Genomic DNA, 16,131 nt, shown 5'->3' on the forward strand with positions numbered 1-16,131 from the left:
GTCTCGTGAGGTGTACCCGTCTGCCGGCAGTGGCCATCAGTGCATTGGCAATCTGGAGAAACTCCGTGACAACAACATTCACTTCGACCGTGCTGGGCTCACCGCGCATCGGTCCTCATCGAGAACTCAAGCGGGCAACCGAAAGCTACTGGGCAGGGCGCATCGACGCCGACGCCCTGCAGGCTGTCGCCCGTGACCTCCGTCGGCAGGGCTTGGCCGACCTCCGTGACCTGGGCCTCGACTCCGTCCCGGTCAATACCTTCTCCTTCTACGACCAGATGCTCGACACCGCAGTTCTTCTCGGCGCGCTGCCCGACCGCGTCGCGTCGGTCGCCGATCCGTTGGACCGCTACTTTGCCGCTGCCCGTGGGACGGACACCATCGCGCCGCTCGAAATGACGAAGTGGTTCGACACCAACTACCACTACCTGGTGCCGGAGATCTCGCCGTCCACCACGTTCGCACTCGACCCGTCCAAGGTCTTGTCCGAACTGGCAGAAGCACTTTCCGACGGCATTGCAGCCCGCCCGGTCGTCATCGGACCGGTCACCTTCCTGCTGCTCTCGAAGGCTGTCGGCACCGACGAGCCGCTGCTCTCGCGACTCGAAGAACTACTCCCCCTCTACGCGGATCTACTCGGTCAGCTCGCGAAGGCCGGTGCGAGCTGGGTTCAGCTCGACGAACCGGCCCTCGTGGGCGATCGCACCGACGAGGAAATCGAAGCGGCACGCGCTGCGTACGAACAGCTTTCAGCGCTGTCCGAGCGGCCGTCGATCCTGTTGGCGTCGTACTTCGGTTCGCTGCGTGAGGCGCTGCCCGCGCTTGCGTCCACCGGCGTCGAAGGATTTGCCGTCGACCTGGTGGCCGGTCAGGATTCGATCGGCTCCGTCCCCGAACTCGCCCGCAAACTGGTCGTCGCCGGTGTGGTCGACGGACGAAACATCTGGCGGTCGGATCTGGATTCGGCACTGAGCACGTTGGGTGCTCTGTTGGGCAGCGTGGATACTCTTGCCGTCTCCACATCGTGCTCCCTGCTGCATGTTCCGTACACTCTCGACGCAGAGGCCGATGTCGACAAGGCCCTGCGCTCGTGGCTCGCGTTCGGCACCGAGAAGGTCAAGGAAGTAGTAACTCTCGCAACCGCTCTCACACAGGGCCGAGAGTCGGTGGAGGACGAGTTCGCTCTGGCACGAGCGGCCGCGTCGACCCGCAAGGACGATCGCAGACTCAATGATGCGAGTGTTCGGGGACGCCTGGCCGCCGTGCTGAACTCGGCGACCGGTCGCGCGCCCGCCGCCGAACGTCGCGCTGCCCAGGACGAACTGCTTTCTCTGCCGCCGCTGCCCACGACGACTATCGGTTCGTACCCGCAAACCTCGAAGATCCGCATCGCTCGCGCAGCACTGCGCAAGGGCGAGATCGACGAAGCCGAGTACGTCAACCGCATGCGCGCCGAAATTGCCGAAGTTGTTGCGCTCCAGGAAGAGCTGGACCTGGACGTTCTTGTTCACGGTGAGCCGGAACGCAACGACATGGTCCAGTACTTCGCGGAGCAGTTGGACGGATTCTTCGCCACCGCCAACGGTTGGGTCCAGTCGTACGGCACCCGCTGCGTGCGTCCGCCGATTCTGTACGGCGACGTCTCCCGCCCGAAACAGATGACCGTCGACTGGATCACGTACGCGCAGTCCCTGACCGACAAGCCGGTCAAGGGCATGCTCACCGGACCCGTCACCATTCTGGCCTGGTCGTTCGTCCGCGACGACCAACCCCTCGCCGACTCGGCAAATCAAGTCGCACTGGCCATTCGAGACGAGACCGTCGACCTGCAGGCCGCCGGAATCGGAATCATCCAGGTTGACGAACCGGCTCTACGAGAACTACTCCCACTGCGTGCCGAGGATCAGCGTGCCTACCTGGACTGGTCGGTCGGCGCCTTCCGGTTGGCTACCTCGGGCGTCGCGGATTCCACCGCGATCCACACGCACCTGTGCTACTCCGAGTTCGGAGCGGTGATCGGCGCCATCGCCGGCCTCGACGCGGACGTCACGTCCATCGAGGCGGCGCGCTCACACATGGAGGTCCTCGACGATCTCAGTTCGGTCGGGTTCGACCTCGGCGTCGGGCCGGGTGTCTACGACATCCACTCGCCGCGGGTGCCGAGCGTCGACGAGATTGCCGAATCCCTGCGTGAGGCACTCAAAGCTGTTCCTGTCGAGCGGTTGTGGGTCAACCCGGACTGCGGTTTGAAGACCCGCGGTTCCGTCGAGGTCGAGGCGTCACTGCGTAACCTCGTCGAAGCCGCGAAGTTGGTACGAGCGGAGCTATAGGGGCAAAGCCCCTGTGCGGCTTTTTGGTAGTGGGCACTACCAAAAAGGCGCACGGGGGTCAGCTCAACCACGTGTTGCCGAAGAGCAGAATCCCGTCCGCACTCGGGGTCACTCCGTTGACGTTCTCGCGCCACGGGATGAAGACCTTGCCGGAGTTGACCACGGCCATCGGCGCCGTCTCGTTGACCACGGTCTGAATATCGTCGATGACGGCTCGCCGCTCATCCTCGCCCGACGCTGTTTGCAGCTTGCCGAGCAACTCGTCCATCCGAGCGTTCTTGTAACCGAGGATGTTCGACGGCGATTCGCTGAACAGGTTGCCGTACATACGCACGAACGGTGACTCTTCCAGCACGTTGAACGCGAAGTAGGACACGTCGTAGTCATGCTTTGCGTACAGCATGGAAATCAGATCGTTGATGCTGGTTGCGTAGGTGATGTCGACCGTGAAACCCACTGCCTGCAAGAGCGACTGAAACGTCAGTGCGCTGCGCTGCGTCGCCGGATCGTTCATCCCGACGTACGTCAGTTTTCCGTCGTAACCGTCCGCCTTCGCCTCGGCGAGATACTTCTTGGCCGCCTCGGGGTCGAAGCCGTTCCCGGCCACCGATCCGTGCCACTGCGACCACGACGCGAACATGTCGGTGCCGGGTTCGCCGAAGCCGCCCTGAACTCGCTCGTTGAACGTATTCGGTTCCACCGCAGCGACAATCGCCTTACGCACGCGCTCGTCCTTCGCTGCCCGATCGTCGCGCTGATTGATTGCCAGAACTCCGGCCATGCTGGCCGAGTACACAAATCCGGGATCACCGGCTTCGAAAGCCTCGTGAATGAAGTCGGGAGACTTCAGATAGGCAACCTGGATTCCGTCGGTGTGCAATCCTTCCAGTTTGCTCTTCTCGTTGACGATTGCCGGAAAGCGCAACTTCTCGAGGTACGGCGCCCCGTCCCAGTACGTCGGACGGGCAGCGAGCACCAATTCGTCCTGGGAGGCGAACTTCTCGACGGTGAACGGGCCTGCCCCGATCGGGGTGAACGTGCCGGTAGCCATCGACGAGGGCGCGACGATCATGCCGGGACCGGTGGTGAACATGATCGGGAACTCGTCCCACGGCTGCGCCAATGTAAAGACGACCGTACTCGGATCCGGTGAATTCGTCTCGCGCACAGCGGTCTTCCACACCAGCGCGTGAGTTCCCTTCTTCTGCAGATAGTGATCGATGCTCCACAGGACTGCCGCACTGTCCATCGGAGTGCCGTCGCTGAAGGTGACGCCGTCGCGCAATTTCAGTGTCCACACCGTGTTGTCGCCGTTGGCCGACAACGACTGAGCCAAGTGGGGAACATACTCGCCCGCCGACGTATCGAAGCGCATGAGAAGGTCGTAGATGGCTGCCATTTCGCTACCACCGGTAGCGCCGCCGTCCTGACGGTCAGCCGGATCGAGACTGCTGATCCCGTTGTAGGTGGCAAACGACACGGTGCCACCCGATCGCGGCTCTCCCCCGTTGTTCTGGTCACCGACAACTCCGACCGTCACGTCCGATGCATCCGTGGTCGTACCTTGGCTGCTACCGGCGCACCCCGTCACCACCAGCGTCGCCGACGCCAGGACAACCATCCAGATTCGAGCGCGGACTCGGTACGAGCGCTTCATTGCGACTCACTTTCACAGTTCACGGATACGTCGATCCCTGGATCGGACACCCGACATATTTGTAAGTGAATTCTAGGTAAGGTCTCGTCCTGCGTCTTCGTTTTCACAAAGCCGAAGCGATAATTCGCGTTCATGACAGCAGAAACAAGAACTGAATTCTAGGTTGCAACCGTTCAGCGAATTACCAGTCCGATGACGTCTTCGACGTTCCGCTGGGCCTCTGCGAATCCGATCCGGCCACTGGTCCACAGCGCAAGGGCCGTCAACATCGTGCCGCCTATTGCCACGGCCGCAACCCTCGCCGTCTCGGCCGGGACGCCGTCCATCAACTCGAACAGCATTCTCCGATGTGCCGCTGCGCGCAGATCCAACGACTCGATCACGAACTGATCCGAGGACGAATGGAGTTCGATCTCCAACCGAGCGAAGTAGGGCCTACGCTCGAATGCCTTCATCTCGCGGCGATGAAGTGCCAGAACCCGCTCGTACGCGTTGTTCTCGCCACCGTCTGCCCGCAACTTCTCAGGACGACGGACCGATTCGAGACCGCTCCACGCCGTCATCGCCACAGCCAGAAGTTGCTGTTTGGTCGGAAAGTAGCGATACAGCGTTCCGAGTGCGACGCCTGAACGCTCCGAGACGTCTTTCATCTGGATTCGATCCGACGGCATCTCGGCCAGCATCTCGACCACCGCTGTGGTCAGTCGTCCTCTCCGCTCGAGTTGCCCCACCGACATGAGGTCGACGTCCAAGGGAAACTCGTCGCTGCGCGCAGTCACGCGCGTCACGATAGTTCAGAATCCTGACCGCAGTGCCGGGTTGCGAAGTTTCATCGTAACCCCGAGATCTAATACACGGATTAATCAACTGCAGATCGCGCTAGGGTTAGTCCATGACTGACCGGACAACCGATGACCAGCCAACCGTCGGCGTGCTGAACTTCTGGTCGTTCATCGAACTGGCCAACAAGCGACTGGCCACCGAACACGGCTTTCGCGACCAGCTGGCCACCGAGGTACTACTGACACTCAATCGGGCTTCCAACGTGGTCACCTACGATCTCGAGTCGTCGATCCACCGCCCTCGCGGCTGGTCATGGTCCTCCTTCAGGCTGTTGTTCGTCACCTGGCTGGCCGGTCCGATCGAGCCGAAGGCTGCCGCCGAGCTCACCGGCATGAGTAGGGCAGCGGTCTCCAATCTGTCCAAGTCGCTGCTGGCAGACGGATTGATCGATCGGCGGCCCACCGAGAACGACGGCCGTTCCGTCCAGCTGTACCTGACCGACAAGGGCCGAGAAGCCATGGTCGAAGCCTTTCGCGAGCAGAACGAACGCGAACACGCCTGGGTCAGCGTCCTGAGCGAGGCCGAACAGCGAATTCTTGTCATGCTCCTGGACAAACTGATCACCAACCGCAGCCAGTTCGACGTACGCGGACGTAACTGACATAGACCCCAACCCCCTTGGAGGGTTGCGCTCATCACATCATTTTAGTTAATGTGTTTACTATCTGGTGGAGGTGAGCCAGGCAGAACAGCACAGAAGGAGCCCCGTCATGGCGTTCTATCGACAACTCGGCAACATCCCACCGAAGCGTCACACCCAACACCGTGACGAGTCCGGCAACCTCTACTACGAAGAACTGATGGGAGAGGAAGGTTTCTCCTCGGATTCTTCGTTGCTGTACCACCGCGAGATCCCGTCGGCCATCGTCGACGCAACGGTCTGGGAACTGCGCGATCAGAGCACAACCCCCAACCATCCCCTCAAACCGCGCCATCTGAAACTCCACACGCTGTTTCCCGAAAGCACCTGGAACGAGACCGACGTGGTAACCGGCCGTCGTCTCATCCTCGGAAATGCCGACGTGCGATTGTCCTACGTCGTTGCGGCAGCGCCATCTCCCCTGTATCGCAACGCAATCGGCGACGAGATGGTCTACATCGAATCTGGCGAGGCGACCGTCGAGACCGTCTTCGGTGCACTCGAGGCCAGTGAAGGTGACTACGTCCTGATCCCGATGTCCACAACGCATCGATGGATCCCCAAGGGTGACAAGCCACTTCGTGCCTACGCCATCGAGGCGAACAGTCACATCGTCCCGCCCAAGCGCTATCTTTCCCGCTTCGGCCAGCTGCTCGAGAACGCACCGTTCTGTGAACGAGACCTGCACGGACCGATCGCGCCCATGATCGCCGAAGGAACCGACGTCGAGGTACTGGTCAAGCACCGAACGTCGGCGGGCATCGTCGGCACCCGAATGGTTTATCCCACGCACCCTTTCGATGTCGTCGGCTGGGACGGCTGCCTGTACCCGTACACCTTCAACATCTCCGACTACGAGCCGATCACGGGCCGTGTTCACCAACCGCCGCCGGCCCACCAGGCGTTCGAGGGAAACAACTTCGTGATCTGCAACTTCGTTCCGCGCAAGGTCGACTACCACCCCCTGTCGATCCCGGTGCCGTACTACCACTCGAACGTCGACTCGGACGAGATCATGTTCTACTGCGGCGGTGACTACGAGGCGCGCAAGGGTTCCGGCATCGGTCAGGGTTCGATATCGATTCATCCCGGCGGCCACGCCCACGGACCACAACCCGGCGCCTACGAGCGGAGCATCGGCGCCGAGTTCTTCGACGAGCTCGCCGTGATGGTCGATACGTTCCGGCCCCTCGAATTGGGTGAGGGAGCCCTTGCCTGCGAGGACGAAGCGTACGCCTGGAGTTGGGCAGGGCGGGGGCCTCGGCAATGACGATCATCTCCCCACTCCTGCGCGGCCTGTGCGACGACGCAGCACTTTTCCCACCCGGCAATGCTCCTCTCGCCGAGGCAATTCCGGCCCACGCCGCCTACCTGCAGGCAGATTACGACGCACTGGTCGGGCCTTTCGTTTTTCCCGCGCCGCGACTGAGCGAACTGGCTGCGTACGTTTCAGCGGACAGCCCGGTGACGCTGAGTCTGACCGTGCCGGCCGGCCCATCCGAAACGGCGGCCGCACTCTCGAACGCGCTCGCCATCCCTGGTGTTCACGTCGCCGCCGTCGAGGTGGGAATTCCTGACGGGTTGGACGCCGATGCGGCCTTCGAGGAACTCTCTCGTGTCCATGCCGCTCATCCCGACGTCGACATTTTTGTCGAGGTGCCTCGAGGTGATCGGCGCGCGGGCTATCTCACAGCTCTCGAAACTGCCGGGCATTCCGCAAAGTTTCGCACCGGCGGGATTGTCGCCGAGGCGTACCCGAACGAGGAAGAGCTCGCCGATGCGGTGATATCCGTTGTCCGAGCGAATATCCCGTTCAAGGCGACTGCGGGACTGCACCACGGTGTGCGCAACACCGATCCGGAAACAGGCTTCGAGCAACACGGCTTCCTCAACATCATGGTGGCCGTCGACGCGGCGAGGCGGGGCGCCGATCGTTCGGAAATTGTTGCTGCACTGTCTCAGCGCGATGGAAAATCGATCGCGCAAGCCCTGGCCGACCTCACCGAGGACGAGGCCGGCGAGGTGCGTCGCCGATTCCTCTCGTTCGGTACCTGCAGCATCTCGGACCCTCTGACCGAGCTGGAAGGCCTCGGGTTGATCGTCCGCTCCGACAAAACCGAAGGAACTCTCGTATGACTGTCACGACCATCGACATTCCCGCCGACTCACTGTTCGGTCTCGACAATCTGCCGTACGGGGTCTTCTCCCCCGCGGGAGGGTTACCGCGTGTCGGTGTGCGCGTCGCCGAATCGGTGGTCGATCTCGCAGCGACACTAGGTGATTCCGTCTTCTCCGAACCGACTCTGAACGCGTTCATGGCTCAGGGACGAGATCAGTGGGTATCGGTGCGAAACCGGATCACGGAGCTCGTGACTAGCGAAATAGACTCGAATGCAGTGTTTTCCGTTGATTCGGTGACAATGCATTTGCCGATCGCAGTGGCCGATTACGTCGACTTCTACGCCTCGGAGAATCACGCAACCAACCTCGGGCGGTTGTTCCGCCCGGACGCAGCCCCCTTGATGCCGAACTGGAAGCATCTTCCCGTCGGATACCACGGGCGCTCGAGCACCGTCGTCGTCTCCGGCACCGACATCGTTCGTCCCTGCGGACAGCGGAAGGCACCCGATCAGGAAAGCCCGGACTTCGGACCGTCCCGGCGCCTCGACATCGAAGCCGAGATGGGGTTCATCGTCGGAACTCCCTCGAAGATGGGCGATTCCATCACCCCGGACGAATTTGCCGAGTACGTCTTCGGCGCCGTGGTCGTGAACGACTGGTCTGCCCGAGACATCCAGGCGTGGGAGTACGTGCCCCTCGGTCCGAACCTGGGGAAGAGTTTCGCGACCTCCATCTCACCGTGGGTCGTACCCTTGCTCGCTCTCGAAGCAGCCCGAATCGACACTCCGGTGCAGGATCCCGAACCGCTTTCCTATCTGCGTGGTGAAGAGAAGTGGGGGCTGGACATCGACCTGGCCGTCGAATGGAACGGTCACGTCGTCTCCCGGCCGCCCTACGCCCAGATGTACTGGTCGCCTGCGCAGATGCTCGCGCACACCACCATCAACGGCGCAGCAGCGAGCACCGGCGATCTCTTCGCGTCCGGAACCATTTCCGGACCGGACAAAGATCAGCACGGCGCCTTCATCGAGCTGACGTGGGGCGGCAAGGAACCCGTAGCTGTGGGCTCCGAGACCCGTACCTTTCTCGAAGACGGCGACACCATCGCCATCTCAGCCACCGCTCCCGGCGCCGGCGGATCACGAATCGGCTTCGGGGATGTTCACGCTCGGATCCTGCCTGCAACGCAAACCGAAAGATAGTGATTGACAACTGTTTGATTCACGCTGATCTGATGTCCGGAATTCCTTGCCTCACGATTCTCCGAAGATAAGCTGGACTAACCATCCAGAGCGATCGAGAGTCCTGGCTCCGTGACGTCGCAGCAACCCCCTCTGCTGAGGTGCGGGTGCTTTCTGCCAGGTCCGATGGAGGACTCGTGCCAGGCGATCGACCCCGTACCTCAGTGGGGACAGCAGCTGTCATCGTGATCGTGGGTGGTGGACCCCGCGGGACCGGCGTACTCGAGCGGATCCTCGCTCACGAATCGGTGAACGCCGATCCCACACCGATCGACATTCACGTTGTCGACCCGTATCCGGCAGGCGCCGGCCGTATTTGGCGAGGCAGCCAGGCGCCGCTTCTGTGGATGAATTCGACAACAGCGGACGTCACGATGTTCACCGACGAGACCACCGCCGTGATCGGCCCGGTGCTGCCGGGTCCGACCCTCGCGGAATGGGTCGCCGAGCGCTCGGCTGAGCTTGCCGAATTCCCAGAAATCGCAGCAGAAGTTCCGACGATCACCCCGTCGTCGTTTGCATCGAGGTCACTGCAGAGCCGATACCTGAACTGGGTGTTCGAGACTGCAGTCGACTCCGCGCCAGCGCACGTCGACGTTCGAGTTCATCGACGATCCGTGGTCGACATCGTGAACGTCGGCGAGACACAGACGGTTCATCTGGACGACGGAGCTGTCATCGACGCGACGACCGTCCTTCTCGCACAAGGGCACCCCGATGCGTTGCCTGCCCCACGTGAAACCGCGCTGACCAGCTTCGCGTCCGATCACGGGTTGACGTATGTGGGTCCGGGCTACACTGCCGACCTCGACGCCGATGTCATTCCCGAAGGCGAACCGGTTCTGATCGCCGGACTCGGGCTGGCTTTCATCGACTGGATGGTTCTCCTCGCCGAGAGCCGTGGCGGCATCTTCGAACGCGGTGAAGACGGCATCCTCACTTACGCTCCCTCGGGTCGGGAACCCCTGTTGTATGCCGGATCTCGTCGCGGAGTGCCATATCACTCCAAGATTTCGTACTCGATCGCTGACGCACGGCCACCGCTACCGCGGTTCTTCACCGCTGATCTCGTTCCCGGCGACGGACCGTTGGATTTCCGAAACGACATCTGGCCCTTGGCGTCGAAAGAACTGGCAGGCGCCCACTATCACGAGCTGTTCGCATCTCACCCGGATCGGACAGTGGGCACCTGGGAGGAGTTCGACGCCGAATTCGCCTCGCTGGCCTGGGGATCGCCTCGATTGCATGAACTGGTCGAGAACGCAGTCCCGAAGCCGGAAGACCGTATCGATCTCGAGCGGCTGAACCGCCCACTCGGCGGTGAGCGCTACGACGGGCTTGCCGAGGTCCAATCCCGGATCACCGAATACATCTCGGCAGATGTCGCGCGGAGGTCGGACCCGTATTTCAGCGCCGACGCGGCTGTCTTCTCAGCGCTGCTGTCGACGTACATGACCGTCGGAGAATTGTTGCGGCGCGGCAGAATCCCGGCCGAATCCGTCGCCAAGGACGTCGAGGGTTGGCTTCATTCGTTCTTCAGCTTCATCGCCAGTGGTCCGCCACCCGAGCGACTGGAACAGTTGATCGCCCTCAACGAGGCGGGCATCGTCCAGTTCCTCGGGCCGGATTCGGTGTTCTCCACCGAGATCGACCCGGCAACGGGGGCTGGGATCTTTGTCGCGCGCAGTGCGTCGCACACCGACATCGTGGCCGCGAACACCCTCGTCGAAGCACGCTTGCCGGTTGCGTCCATCAGCGCGAGCGGTGACTTGCTTCTGCGGACGCTTCACCGTCGGGGCGAGGCAGTCGAACTACGTGCCACCGCCGACAGTTCGGCGAAGCTCGCGGTCGACGGCACGTCACGAATTCTTCTTCAGGACAACACTGCACATCCTCGCCGCTTCGCCGCAGGGCCGTGGGTTGCAGGCCACAACTGGTCGGCGGCTTTCCCTCGTCCCCGTACCAATGCAGGGTTCTTCCGGCACAACGATGCCCTGGCGGCGGAGATTTTGGGCGCTACGCGCCTGTGAGCGGTTAGGGAGTCCTGGGACTCCCTAACCGCTCACAGGGGGCTGTCCCCTAGCTGAACACCAACTCACCCTCGTCAACCGCGACGGTGATACTGCCGCCCTCTTCGAGGAGATCGTCGAGCAGCATGTCGGCGATCTTGTCGTCGACCACACGCTGAATCGAACGACGCAACGGGCGAGCCCCGAACTCGGGTTGATGCCCGTGCTCGGCGATCCAGTCCACTGCGTCGGCGGTGAACTCGATCTCGATGCCCTTGGACTGCAGCCGCTTCCGGCTGTCGTCGAGCAGCAGATCAGTAATCCGGTGCAGTTGCTCGGTGTCGAGCTTGCGGAAGATCACGATCTCGTCGATACGGTTGAGGAACTCCGGCCGCATCGATTCGCGCAACCTGGCCATCACGCGGTCGCGCAGTGGCTTCTCCGCCGACTCTGCGTCACCCGTGGTGAAGCCGAGTCCACCGGACTTGCTCGAGATGATGTCCGAGCCGAGGTTGCTGGTCATGATCACGACGGTGTTCTTGAAGTCCACCGTCCGACCCTGACCGTCGGTCAGACGCCCGTCGTCGAGCACCTGGAGCAAGGTGTTGAACACGTCCGGGTGTGCCTTCTCGATCTCGTCGAGCAGGATCACCGAGTACGGGTTACGACGCACCTGTTCCGTGAGCTGTCCGGCCTCGCCGTAGCCGACGTATCCGGGAGGAGCACCGACCAATCGGCTGACCGTGTGCCTCTCACCGAACTCACTCATGTCGAAGCGCAGCATCTTGTTCTCGTCTCCGAAGAGTGTGGCAGCCAGAGCTTTTGCGAGCTCCGTCTTGCCGACGCCAGTGGGTCCGAGGAACAGGAAGCTACCGACGGGACGATCCGGATCGCTCATACCGGTCCGGCTACGACGCACGGCACGCGCGATTGCGCGAACGGCGTCATCTTGCCCGATGACACGACCGTGCAGTTCCTCTTCCAGACGGCGCAGGCGATCTTTCTCCGCCTGAGTCATCTGGCTTGCCGGAATACCCGTTGCGCGAGCGACAACTTCGGCGATTTGTTCAGCGGTCACGTCCGGCGTTTCCTCGGAAGGAACCGAGGATCCTGCCTTCTCGAGACGCTTTGCGACGCCGTTGATCTCGTCACGCAGGGTCGACGCCTTCTCGTACAACTCGTCGGCGACGGCTTTTTCCTTGTCGCTCTCGAGTTGCTCGAGACGCTGCTGCAGCGCAGCGGTGTCTACCGTGGCCGTCTTCAAGCGAAGCCTGGCGCCGGCCTGGTCGATCAGGTCGATTGCCTTGTCCGGCAAGAACCTGTCGCCGATGTAACGTGCCGACAGCTCTACCGCAGCGGTGATCGCCTCGTCGGTGTAATGGACCTTGTGATGATCCTCGTACCGACTGCGCAGGCCGCTCAAGATGGCGATCGCGTCCTCGATCGACGGCTCTCCGACCTGTACGGGCTGGAAGCGCCGCTCGAGCGCGGGATCCTTCTCGATGTTCTTACGGTATTCGTCGAGCGTGGTGGCGCCGACGATGTGCAGTTCACCGCGAGCGAGCTTGGGCTTGAGGATGTTTCCGGCATCCATCGCACCTTCGGCGCCGCCTCCGGCACCGGCGATGGTGTGCATCTCGTCGATGAAGACGATCAGCTCGTCCTTGTGTGCGGTGATCTCGTCGATCACCTTGGTCAGCCGTTCCTCGAAGTCACCGCGGTAACGGGTACCCGAGACCATGCTCGAGAGTTCGAGCTGGACGATCTTCTTCCCCACCAACGATTCCGGGACATCCCCGTCGACGATGCGCTGGGCCAGTCCTTCGACGATGGCAGTCTTGCCGACGCCGGCCTCACCCACCAGGACCGGGTTGTTCTTGGTGCGGCGGGAGAGGATCTCGATGGTCTGTTCGATCTCGTCGGCGCGGCCGATCACCGGATCGACGCCGCCGTTGCGGGCGCGATCGGTGAGATCGATGCCGTACTTGTCGAGCGTCGGTGTGGTGGACTCGTCTTCGACTGGACCGGCTGCGGGATTCTGAACCGCTGCCTGCAGCTTCTCCGGCGTGATGCCGGCCGAAGCGAGCAGACGACCCGGGACATGATCGGGGTCACCGGCCAGTGCGATGAAGAGATGTTCGGGATCGATGTACGTCGATCCCAGGGCTCGGGCCAGTTGATGAGCCTCGAGTAGTGCAGTTTTGACGGCGCTGCTGAGCGCAGGAGCAGAGTAGGCCCCCTGCTCACGGCCTTGTGGCAGCCGCAGGTCGACGGCGTCGACCACGGATTTCGGGTCGGCTCCGGCGCGCTGCATGAGCGTGCGGACCGGATCCTGCTCCGCCATGACGCGGAGAACGTGCAGTGCATCGAGATCCGAATCACCGCGAGCAGCCGCTACACGTGCAGCGTCAGCCATGAGTTGCTGGGTGGCCCTGCTCATGAGCCGGGAAATATCGATGCGACCGGGACCCTCGGGCCCGAAGAATGCTGGCATTCCGAAGCCTCCTTGCAGAAAGTTGAGCGTTACTGACTCAATTAACGTGCATGGGGCTCGATCAATTCCCGCCGCCTCAGATTTGTTTCAACACCATCCAGTCGCCGATCGTTCTCAACTACCGAAAGATCCGGTAGACCGACCGACCGGGTACGCCTCGACGCGCATGATCACCGATCCCGCGCAGGGACCACTCTTGATGTCGGTACGCCACGAACCTTTCAGACTGCCATCGGGCTGAGGCGTGTAATACGCCTCGGAGTGCGCCGCTGCCCACACCTTGGGCACGCCCTCCCCCTGGTAGCAATCCCACTCCCAGTCATAGGGGTGCACCCAACTGGTTCCGTCCCAGGTGTATCGAGCAGGCTGCGGCAACGTCGGATTGGCGGGAGCCGGACCGCCGACCACTGTGGCGATACAGACTCCGCTCGAGCAATCCGTCTCGAACGTGTAGGTATCGGAGAAATCCGGCTCCCACTGGCTGGCGGCCAGACTTGTGCCCGTCTTGGTCGCGGCGAAACGCTTGAGCGAGTAATCACCGGACCAATTCGCATCCGCAGCCCCCGCGGGCATCGCTCCGGCGACAAACCACGTAGCAACGAGCGCAACCACCAGCAATGACTTTCGCATGCGTGAAGTGAATCACAAGCTATGTCCGAATTGTCGGATACTGGCCACAAGAACACCGACGACGATCAGCACCAGCGAAACCAACGGCAATGCTCCCGCACCCCTGTCCGCCAAGATCAGCCCGCCTACGACGCCGCCCGCTGCGATCGCCGAATTGAAGATCGTCACGAAAACCGATTGCGCAGTGTCCACAGCGTCGCCCGTCGTATCCGCGAGCGCCGTCTGAAGGAGAGTGGGAGCGCCTCCGAATGCCACGCCCCATGCCGCAACGCTGAGTGCGATCACTGCGAAGCTGTCACCGCCGACGCCCAACGCCGTCAAAGCTGCGGCAAAGACCACCAAGCTCAGCACGGTGAGACTTCGAAGGGCCCGGTCGACAAACACCCCGACCACACCGATGCCCACGAAGGCGAAAAGTCCGAACACGAACAAGACGATTCCCAACCGATCGCCGAAACCGATGCGATCCAGAAACGCCGCCAGATACGTGTACACGATGTTGTGCGCGAGGATCCACAAGAACGCGACAAACAGAATAGGTCGTACGCCAGGCAGGACCAGGACTTTCCGCACCGGCAGCTGCCGATCCGCTTGTTGCCCGGGAAAGTCCGGCATCACCGTGAGTATCCACGCGACCAGAAGTAGCGCAGCAACCGACATCACGGCGAAGACGACGCGCCAATCGGCCAGGGTCCCGAGCCACGCCCCCATCGGAACGCCGATTGCCAACGCGATCGGCTGTCCGACGGAGGCAACCGCAACGGCCCGCCCCTGCAGGTGAGGGGGCGACATCCTGCGTGCGTACCCGGCAAGCAACCCCCACACCACACCTGCCGCCATACCGGCCAGAAACCGAACACCCAAGGTGAGAACCGGATTCGACGAAAGCGCTGTCACCAGATTGAAGACACCGAACCCCAGAATCGCCGACACCAGGACAGCACGCCGTCGCAATCCTCGGGTCAATGCGATCAGTGGTACCGCCCCGACGACGGAACCCAATGCGTATGCGGTGACCAATTGCCCTGCGCCGGAGACTGATACGGACAACCCTGACCTGATCTGCACCAGTAGTCCGGCCGGCATGGTTTCGGTTGTGATCGCTATGAAGCCTGCCATTGCGAGTGCCGACAACCCGGCCAGCGGTAGTGTCCGGACGGAATCGGTCTCCGCCAGTGCCGAAGTCGCCGTCCCGTCCGAGTTCGAGCTCACCTCGTCGGTGTTTCGGGACTGCCTTCACCCGACTGGCCGGAACGGACCAGTTCTGCAATAGACGCCCAGTCCATCTCGCCCTGACCGTTCGCCAGAGCCTGAGCGAGCACGCCTCGAAGTACGCCACCGAACGGCAAATCCAGATCGACGCTGTCGGCGGCGTCGAGCGCAAGCCTCAAATCCTTGAGGCCCAGAGCTGTGGTGAATCCTGCAGGCTCGTACTGACGCGTCGCGACGAGGTTTCCGTAGCTGGAGTAGACCGGCCCCGGGAAGATCGTCGAGGTCAGCAGTTCTACGAGTTGGCTTCCGTCCACACCTGACCTCTCCCCCAATGTGATTGCCTCGCCCAAGGATTGAATCGCGGCGAGGATGAGGTAATTGCCGATGATCTTGACGATGTTGGCCTGCTCCGGACGCTCACCTTGTGGCCACGTGCGAGCACCGATGACGTCGAGGAAGGGTTGCACTCGCTCGAGGAGGGAACTGTCGCCGGCGGCGATGATGTTCAACTGGCCAGCCTGAGCAACAGAAACGCGTCCGAACACCGGCGCCGCGATGTACCCGATGCCGTACTCGGCGTGCAGTGCGGCGGCGCACTTGGCAAGGTCGACGCTGACGGTGGCCATGTTGACGTGCACGGTTCCACTCGGAACGGATGCGAGGACGGCGGGATCCAGAATGGCCGAAGACACGGCCGAATCATCTGCCAACATCGACAGCACAACACCGGACTGGAATGCCTCGGCAACGGTTTTCGCGCCGATCGCCCCTTCCTCGACCAGTTCGGCTACCGCTTCAGGGCTGCGATTCCACACCGTCACGTCGAAGCCTGCGCCCAGTAGATTTCGAGCGATGGGACGACCCATCGCGCCCAAGCCGACCACGGAAACAGAAGTCATGGATTTCCCTCTCGAAAGTGCTGAACCATCTAAGACGGTTCAAGACTCTCACACG

The 16,131-nt window shown here is 62.1% G+C and carries 12 protein-coding genes; 6 read left to right on the forward strand and 6 right to left on the reverse strand.

Annotated elements, in window-relative coordinates; all coding sequences use genetic code 11:
* Positions 1-65 precede the first annotated feature (65 nt).
* Positions 66-2,330, forward strand: coding sequence for a 5-methyltetrahydropteroyltriglutamate--homocysteine S-methyltransferase (metE, locus tag RA302_RS23055; RefSeq protein WP_030535307.1), 2,265 nt, complete (start codon positions 66-68; stop codon positions 2,328-2,330).
* A 58-nt stretch (positions 2,331-2,388) separates the two neighbouring features.
* Here metE and RA302_RS23060 read toward each other — a convergent pair whose 3' ends face one another.
* The gene (locus RA302_RS23060) at positions 2,389-3,987 is read right to left on the reverse strand and encodes an ABC transporter substrate-binding protein (protein WP_030535306.1); all 1,599 of its coding nucleotides are present in this window, start codon (positions 3,985-3,987) and stop codon (positions 2,389-2,391) included.
* Positions 3,988-4,160: 173 nt separating this feature from the next.
* Positions 4,161-4,775 carry a TetR/AcrR family transcriptional regulator gene (locus tag RA302_RS23065; RefSeq protein WP_030535305.1) on the reverse strand — a complete coding sequence of 205 codons (615 nt, stop codon included), beginning with the start codon at positions 4,773-4,775 and terminating at the stop codon, positions 4,161-4,163.
* Positions 4,776-4,879: 104 nt separating this feature from the next.
* Here RA302_RS23065 and RA302_RS23070 point away from each other — a divergent pair, with 104 nt between their 5' ends.
* The 5 genes from RA302_RS23070 to RA302_RS23090 all read left to right on the forward strand — a co-directional run bounded on the left by RA302_RS23070 (position 4,880) and on the right by RA302_RS23090 (position 10,862).
* The gene (locus RA302_RS23070; RefSeq protein ID WP_003939926.1) at positions 4,880-5,431 is read left to right on the forward strand and encodes a MarR family transcriptional regulator; all 552 of its coding nucleotides are present in this window, start codon (positions 4,880-4,882) and stop codon (positions 5,429-5,431) included.
* Positions 5,432-5,540: 109 nt separating this feature from the next.
* Positions 5,541-6,740, forward strand: a complete 1,200-nt coding sequence (locus tag RA302_RS23075; RefSeq protein ID WP_030535304.1) for a homogentisate 1,2-dioxygenase — start codon at positions 5,541-5,543, stop codon at positions 6,738-6,740.
* The gene (locus RA302_RS23080) at positions 6,737-7,606 is read left to right on the forward strand and encodes a hypothetical protein (RefSeq protein WP_030535303.1); all 870 of its coding nucleotides are present in this window, start codon (positions 6,737-6,739) and stop codon (positions 7,604-7,606) included. Before RA302_RS23075 ends, RA302_RS23080 begins: the two co-directional genes overlap by 4 nt.
* Positions 7,603-8,793: a fumarylacetoacetase gene (fahA, locus tag RA302_RS23085; RefSeq protein ID WP_338478137.1), complete on the forward strand. Its 1,191-nt coding sequence runs from the start codon at positions 7,603-7,605 to the stop codon at positions 8,791-8,793. Before RA302_RS23080 ends, fahA begins: the two co-directional genes overlap by 4 nt.
* A 176-nt stretch (positions 8,794-8,969) precedes the next feature.
* Entirely contained in the window at positions 8,970-10,862 is a 1,893-nt protein-coding gene (locus tag RA302_RS23090; RefSeq protein ID WP_230587451.1) for an FAD/NAD(P)-binding protein, read from the forward strand.
* Positions 10,863-10,911: 49 nt separating this feature from the next.
* On the opposite strand, the gene RA302_RS23095 is transcribed toward RA302_RS23090, so the two are convergent.
* The 4 genes from RA302_RS23095 to RA302_RS23110 form a co-directional block, all read right to left on the reverse strand.
* Positions 10,912-13,335 (reverse strand): ATP-dependent Clp protease ATP-binding subunit, encoded by a 2,424-nt coding sequence (locus RA302_RS23095; RefSeq protein ID WP_030535300.1) that lies wholly within the window; start codon positions 13,333-13,335, stop codon positions 10,912-10,914.
* A 114-nt stretch (positions 13,336-13,449) separates the two neighbouring features.
* Positions 13,450-13,965 carry a hypothetical protein gene (locus RA302_RS23100; RefSeq protein ID WP_030535299.1) on the reverse strand — a complete coding sequence of 172 codons (516 nt, stop codon included), beginning with the start codon at positions 13,963-13,965 and terminating at the stop codon, positions 13,450-13,452.
* Positions 13,966-13,977: 12 nt separating this feature from the next.
* A complete protein-coding gene (locus RA302_RS23105) occupies positions 13,978-15,177 on the reverse strand; it encodes an MFS transporter (RefSeq protein ID WP_030535298.1) in 1,200 nt (399 codons plus the stop codon).
* A complete protein-coding gene (locus tag RA302_RS23110) occupies positions 15,174-16,076 on the reverse strand; it encodes an NAD(P)-dependent oxidoreductase (RefSeq protein ID WP_030535297.1) in 903 nt (300 codons plus the stop codon). Before RA302_RS23110 ends, RA302_RS23105 begins: the two co-directional genes overlap by 4 nt.
* Positions 16,077-16,131: the final 55 nt, after the last annotated feature.

This window comes from Rhodococcus sp. DN22 (genome assembly GCF_036669995.1).
Taxonomy (GTDB): Bacteria; Actinomycetota; Actinomycetes; order Mycobacteriales; family Mycobacteriaceae; genus Rhodococcus_F; species Rhodococcus_F erythropolis.